Below are 4,188 nucleotides of genomic sequence, written 5' to 3'. Positions count from 1 at the left end.
CCGGTCATCCAGCATCACCGGTGACTGACACTCCGCTTTCGCGAGCAAGCCCGCTCCCACAGTGGACTTGTGTCGTTCACAACATTCATGGTCAGCACAAAACACTGTAGGAGCGTGCTTGCCCGCGAATAGGCCGGCACATCCAGCATCAACAGTGACAGACACACTGCCATCGCTGGCAAGTCCGCTGTCACAGGGGGTATCGATCAGGATCTATGCTTGATTCACAAACCCACGGCACTCCCGCGCGCCGTTGCGGCCTAAGCATCAGGGCGCACTTTCGCGTCACGGGCACTGGCATGGATCGGACATGAACGAAGAAACACTGCAGAACAAATCACTGACGATTCTGCTGGGCGTGGTGAGCATCGCTTTTGTTTGGATTCTGTTGCCGTTTTACGGCGCGGTGTTCTGGGCGGTGATCCTCGGCATCCTGTTTGCACCCATGCAGCGGCGGTTGCAACTCAAGCTCGGCTGGCAGCGCAATCTCACGTCGTTGCTGACGCTGAGCATCTGCCTGGTGATTGCGATCCTTCCGGTGATCATCATCAGTGTCCTGCTGGTGCAGGAGGGCGCGACGGTGTACCAGCGCATCGAAAGCGGCGAGCTGGACATCGCCGGGTATGTCGCGCAGTTCAAGCACAGCCTGCCGCCTTACTTCCAGCACCTGATGGATCGTTTCGGGCTGGGCGGGCTGGACAGCATGCGCGAGAAAATCGTCAAAAGCGCGATGACCGAGAGTCAGGCGTTGGCAACCCAGGCGTTCAGTTTCGGCCAAGGCACGTTCGACTTCATCGTCGGCTTTTTCATCATGTTGTACCTGTTGTTCTTCTTTTTGCGCGACGGCGCCGAGCTCGCACGCAAAATGCGCGCTGCCATTCCGCTGGAGGAACAGCAGAAGCGTCGGTTACAGCTCAAGTTCAACCGGGTGGTGCGGGCGACCGTGAAGGGCAACCTGCTGGTGGCGATCACGCAAGGCGCACTGGGCGGCGCGATATTCTGGTTTCTGGACATCCCCAGTGCATTGCTCTGGGCGGTGTTGATGGCGTTTCTGTCGCTGCTGCCGGCAGTCGGGGCCGGCATCGTCTGGGCGCCGGTGGCGGCGTTTTTCCTGTTCACGGGCGCCATTTGGCAAGGCGTCGTGCTGGGCTTGTTCGGGGTATTCGTGATCGGCCTGGTGGATAACGTGCTGCGCCCGATTCTGGTGGGCAAGGACACGAAAATGCCGGACTACATGATCCTGATCTCGACCCTGGGCGGGTTGGCGATCTTCGGCCTAAACGGCTTCGTGATCGGGCCGCTGATCGCGGCGCTGTTCATGTCCAGTTGGGCAATTTTTCTCGAGACCAAACCACGGATCCAGCTGCCTTAGGCGCTGAGTTTGCCGGTCTGGTCCGAACTGAAACGTTGCCACAGCGCCTGGGCGGCCGGCAGTGAAGTGAGCGGGCCGCTGACCGGCTCGCCATCGAGCACCAGGTACCAGCAGGCCAGCAAGCCGGACTCTCTGAGCGCGGCGGGAACGGCGCTTCCAATAACGGACATGATCTGAACTTGAGACATCATAAGGACCTCCATCAATCTGTAGAGATACCTTACGAGCCTGGTGAGTTTTTCAACAATCACCCTTTTCGATAGTGGTCATTGACGCCGTTGAGGCCGGCCGGTCGTTTGTCTCAGTCAACCACCTGATCGAGCATGTGCACCACTTCCTGTTCGTTGAGCAGGCCCTTGCGCACCAGGTTCTGGGTCAGCAGCGAAAGGAACTTGGCGCTGCGATGACCTTCCAGGTGCTTGAGTTCGGTCAGGGCGTTGTACACCTTGCTGGAGGTGCACAGACCGACAATGCGGTGCGGGTTCTGCGTGGGCATGTGGGCGTCCTTGTTGTTATCGACCTGTTGTTGGCGGACAGGTCCAAGCTTGCGGATCTGATGTGACATAACCATGACGTTTTTGCCCGGGGCGACGGGCAAGTCAATCTTGCCCGCTTGCGCAGCCGGGACTGTCCCGATAACGACATTGAAGACATTTTTCCAGACCCGTGCCGACGAACGGCTGATCCAGATGCCCGGGCAAAAAAAGGCCCCGCTTTCGAGCGAGGCCTGTTTTCGAGACTGTTACCAGCGGCCGTGGGGAGGGCCGTAATAGCCGCGTGGCGGGCCGTAGTAGCCGCGGGGCGGACCATAGTAGACCGGGGCTGGGCCATAGTAGACCGGCTGCTGCACGTACACCGGAGCCGGCTGGTAGTAAACCGGTGGTGGCGGTGGAGCGTAATACACGGGGGCCGGTTGGGCGTAGACCGGTTGCGGCGCAACGTAGACCGGCCGATTGGCGTTGATCAGGGCCGAGCCGACGATGGCCGTACCGACGATCGCACCAAATACCGCCGCGTTGTTACCACCACCATGGGCTTGCGCCTGCCCGCCGATAGCGAGTGCGCCGATCAGCAAGGCTACTGTGGGGATTTTACGGATCATGATAGTTCCTCGGTTCTTCGACCCGGCGCTTGTGTCTGCAATAGACCCAAGGATCGTCGCGGGGATACTTCTAAGACAGCGTTTTTTTGAAAATCAGCACAGCCGCTGAGTAAATTTTGTGTAAGGTCTGTACCGGCTCGCTTACGGTCGCCAGAGAACCCGTGTGGACACGGCAATATCATCGATCAGAACGCGGTGGACTGGCTAATCCCGTCCATCTGAAAGTGCAATGCAAGGAGATTCCAATGCAGATGAACCCCAATCGAGACACCCAACTGTGCATGTCGCTGTCAGGGCGTCCCGGGAATTTTGGCCTGCGATTTCACAATCATCTGTATGAACAACTGGGCCTGAACTTCTACTACAAGGCGTTCAGCAGCCAGGATCTGCCGGGTGCGGTAGGCGGCATTCGGGCCCTGGGCATTCGCGGCTGCGGCGTATCGATGCCGTTCAAGGAAGCCTGCATTCCCCTGGTCGATGAGCTGGACGCGTCCGCTGCGGCCATTGAGTCGATCAACACCATCGTCAATACCGACGGCCATCTCAAGGCCTACAACACCGATTACATCGCTGTTGCCCAATTGCTGGAAACCCACGCCGTGCCCAAGGACGTCACCTTTGCCCTGCGCGGCAGTGGTGGCATGGGCAAAGCCGTGGCCAGCGCCTTGCGGGACGGCGGTTATGAAAACGGCCTGATCGTGGCCCGCAATGAACGTGCCGGTCGTGCCCTGGCCAATTCCCTGGACTATGAGTGGCAAGCGGAACTGGGCGCTCGGCGGCCGCAGATGCTGGTCAACGTGACCCCGGTGGGCATGGATGGCGGGCCGGAGGCCGGGCAACTGGCGTTTGAAGCGGATGTCATCAAAGCGGCGGACATTGTCTTCGATGTGGTGGCGATTCCCTCGGAAACGCCGATGATCGTGATGGGGCGGGCAGAGGGCAAAAAAGTGATCACCGGGCTGGAGGTGATTGCGATCCAGGCATTGGAGCAGTTTGTGTTGTATACCGGCGTAAGGCCGACCGAGGAGCAGTTTCAAAAAGCGGTGGCGTTTGCGCGCAGTTAAGAGCAACAGATCGCAGTGTTCGGCAGCTCCTGCGGACGGATGTCGAACAATCAAAGCCGGAGGTTTCGATGCACCCGCCCATTCTCAATCTGGATCAGGTCGAACTTGAGCCGCTGCCCGAAACGTTTGCCCCGACCGGCGAAACCGCCGGTCGTTATCAACAGCGCCTGGCGCGCGTTGGTCAGCAATTGGGCGCGCAGAAGCTGGGTTATCGCCTGTACGTGCTGGAACCCGGCATGCGCGGTAGCCCGTTTCACAGCCATCGGGTCAATGAAGAGATGTTCTATGTGGTGGCCGGGGAAGGTGAAGTGCGGCTGGGGGCCGAGCGTTTTCCGATCCGCGCCGGTGACGTGATCGCCTGTCCACCGGGCGGGCCGGAAAAGGCGCACCAGATCATCAACACCAGCAGCGCCGAACTGCGTTACCTGGCGGTCAGCACCCAGCAGTCTCCGGAGATCTGCGAGTACCCGGACTCTGGCAAATATGCGGTGATGGATGATTTCAAGGTCGATGCCCGGGGCAATGCCTCAGGCTTCGTCGCCGTGGCCCGCCAGGGCGATGGGGTCGACTACTGGGACGGTGAGTAGACACCACAAACCCACTGTGGGAGCGGGCTTGCTCGCGAAAGCGGTGTGTCAGTCACCGAAAAT

6 protein-coding genes are annotated in these 4,188 nt (G+C 59.7%); 3 read left to right on the top strand and 3 right to left on the bottom strand.

What is annotated here, in order from left to right:
• Positions 1-310: 310 nt before the first annotated feature.
• Positions 311-1,372, top strand: coding sequence for an AI-2E family transporter (locus tag B0W55_RS28855; protein WP_077049303.1), 1,062 nt, complete (start codon positions 311-313; stop codon positions 1,370-1,372).
• Here the strand turns inward: B0W55_RS28855 and B0W55_RS28850 are convergent.
• From B0W55_RS28850 to B0W55_RS28840, 3 genes are all read right to left on the bottom strand, one after another.
• Positions 1,369-1,560, bottom strand: a complete 192-nt coding sequence (locus B0W55_RS28850) for a hypothetical protein (protein WP_077049304.1) — start codon at positions 1,558-1,560, stop codon at positions 1,369-1,371. The genes B0W55_RS28855 and B0W55_RS28850 overlap by 4 nt on opposite strands.
• A gap of 113 nt (positions 1,561-1,673) precedes the next feature.
• Positions 1,674-1,868 carry a hypothetical protein gene (locus B0W55_RS28845; RefSeq protein WP_034149937.1) on the bottom strand — a complete coding sequence of 65 codons (195 nt, stop codon included), beginning with the start codon at positions 1,866-1,868 and terminating at the stop codon, positions 1,674-1,676.
• A gap of 246 nt (positions 1,869-2,114) precedes the next feature.
• Entirely contained in the window at positions 2,115-2,474 is a 360-nt protein-coding gene (locus B0W55_RS28840) for a hypothetical protein (protein ID WP_077049302.1), read from the bottom strand.
• Positions 2,475-2,719: 245 nt separating this feature from the next.
• On the opposite strand from B0W55_RS28840, the gene B0W55_RS28835 reads away from it, so the two are divergent.
• Both B0W55_RS28835 and B0W55_RS28830 read left to right on the top strand, forming a co-directional pair.
• Positions 2,720-3,538, top strand: coding sequence for a shikimate 5-dehydrogenase (locus B0W55_RS28835; RefSeq protein WP_077049301.1), 819 nt, complete (start codon positions 2,720-2,722; stop codon positions 3,536-3,538).
• 68 nt (positions 3,539-3,606) lie between these two features.
• Positions 3,607-4,125, top strand: a complete 519-nt coding sequence (locus B0W55_RS28830; protein ID WP_077049300.1) for a cupin domain-containing protein — start codon at positions 3,607-3,609, stop codon at positions 4,123-4,125.
• The last annotated feature ends 63 nt before the right edge of the window (positions 4,126-4,188 follow it).

The organism is Pseudomonas sp. KK4, from assembly GCF_001984065.1.
Classification (GTDB): Bacteria; Pseudomonadota; Gammaproteobacteria; order Pseudomonadales; family Pseudomonadaceae; genus Aquipseudomonas.
Note: the sequence above shows the minus strand (reverse complement) of the source record. Positions and strands in the feature narration are given on the sequence as shown.